Origin of the sequence: Agromyces humi, assembly GCF_009720255.1 — a bacterium.
Classification (GTDB): domain Bacteria; phylum Actinomycetota; class Actinomycetes; order Actinomycetales; family Microbacteriaceae; genus Agromyces; species Agromyces humi.
The window spans coordinates 1-1686 of record NZ_WJSP02000587.1; the positions used below are offsets into that span (position 1 = coordinate 1).

Annotated in this window: 3 protein-coding genes; 1 reads left to right on the forward strand and 2 read right to left on the reverse strand. The window is 69.0% G+C overall.

All coding sequences use genetic code 11. From position 1 onward, the window contains the following. Positions 1-294: anaerobic C4-dicarboxylate transporter family protein (locus GH736_RS25390; RefSeq protein ID WP_235934642.1), on the forward strand; the 294-nt coding region annotated here is incomplete at its 5' end. 69 nt (positions 295-363) lie between these two features. Here GH736_RS25390 and GH736_RS22570 read toward each other — a convergent pair. Both GH736_RS22570 and GH736_RS22575 read right to left on the reverse strand, forming a co-directional pair. Beyond that, positions 364-861, reverse strand: a complete 498-nt coding sequence (locus GH736_RS22570; RefSeq protein ID WP_159607225.1) for an HNH endonuclease — start codon at positions 859-861, stop codon at positions 364-366. Positions 862-1223: 362 nt separating this feature from the next. Continuing rightward, positions 1224-1686, reverse strand: a 463-nt coding sequence (locus GH736_RS22575; RefSeq protein ID WP_162529601.1) for a C40 family peptidase, incomplete at its 5' end; no start/stop codon positions are given.

The window sequence follows — 1686 nt, forward strand, 5'->3', positions numbered from 1 at the left end:
ATCGCGCTGTTCGGCATCGCCTGGCTCGCGAACACCTTCGTGGCCGCGAACAACCAGCTCATCGTCGACAGCCTCGGCGCCGTGGTCTCCGGTTCGTCCGCATTCATCGGCGCCCTGCTCTTCGCGCGGCGAGGGGACTTCGGAGCGGTGCGACGGGTGCGGCCACGATCGGCCGCTCGCCGCTCAGAGCGCGTGCGCTCGTGGGCGTCGTTCTCGTCTTCACCGTGCAAGTGCGGAACCTCCGGATCCCGCCCGAGGCCGCAGTGCGGCCCGGAGTGGGTTGGCTTCTCGTGAGATCACGGAGGTCGGGCGTCTCCGGACTCGTACCACCATAGGGCACGTCCGCATCGATGTCACGACGGATCAGGCGGCGCTGGCGAGGTACTCGTCCCACTGCGGGAGCGGTCGCTCGAATCCGCGCACCACCCAGCTCCGCCCCTGGGGCATGCCCGGCGTGAAGCGGAGTTCCCAGCCCATCTCGGCCGGCGTGTGGTCGCCCTTGGTGTTGTTGCAGCGGAGGCAGCATGCCACGAGGTTCTCCCAGGTGTCGCGACCGCCGCGGGATCGCGGGAACACGTGGTCGATCGTCGCGGCCGACCTGCCGCAGTACGCGCACCGATGCTCATCACGGCGGAGCACGCCCCGACGGCTCACCGGAACGGCGTGGACTCTCGGGGTGCGGACGTACCGGGTGAGCAGGATCACGCTGGGACGCTCCCAGGAGCCGCTCGCAGCGCACACGGGATTGCCCTCGTCGTGGAGGATGACGGTGGCCTTCTCGTTCATGACGAGGAGGAGCGCTCGCTTGAACGAGACGACGGCGAGGGGCTCATATCCGGCGTTGAGCACGAGGGTGCGCATGAAGTGCCTTTCGATCGGTGCTGGATGGCTTCCAGCCGCGTGAACGGACTGACGCGCCGAGCGCGCGAAGGCGTGCCGGAGGGAGGGCTGTCGCCGAGGCACGCGATCGGGCGGGAGAACGAAGAACGGGCACCGTCATGAAGACAGTGCCCGTTGCGGCGTTCGCCCGGATCGTGCTCGGCTGACTGCTGCGCCGTTGGTGGAACTGCGCGCGCGCATCCGTGGAATGGATGCTGCGCGTCGCGACCATCGGCTTCCCCTGCCCGGTTCTCGGATCGTCAGGCTTCAAGGGTAAAGCACGAATGGCGCGCCAGGGCAACCTGGCGCGCCATTCATGCGCGGTGTCACGAGATGTTCACGAATCAGATGCCGATGCGCACGATGTAGTAGTCGCTCGTCCAGATCGGCTGCACCCGCACGGAGGCGCCCTCGTAGGGCGCGTGCAGGATCATGCCGTTCCCGGCGTAGAAGCCGTCGTGGCCGTCCATGATCACGAGGTCGCCCGGCTGCGCGTCGGCCTCGGAGATGCGGGTGCCCATTGCCCCCTGCCCGGCAGAGGAGTGCGGCATGCTCACGCCGAACTGCGCGTAGACGTACATCACGAACCCCGAGCAGTCGAAGCCGGCCGGGGTGGCGCCGCCGTAGACGTACGGCGTGCCGATGTACTGCGTGGCGACGCCGTAGACGCTGCCGAGGTCGAAGTTCGGGTACGGCGGGCTCGCGAGGAAGTCGCCGACCGACGGGCCGGAGTAGGACGCCGCGTACGAGGTCATCTGCGCCTCGGCGGCCTGTCGCGCCGCCTCGGCCGCGGCGGCCGCTGCGGCC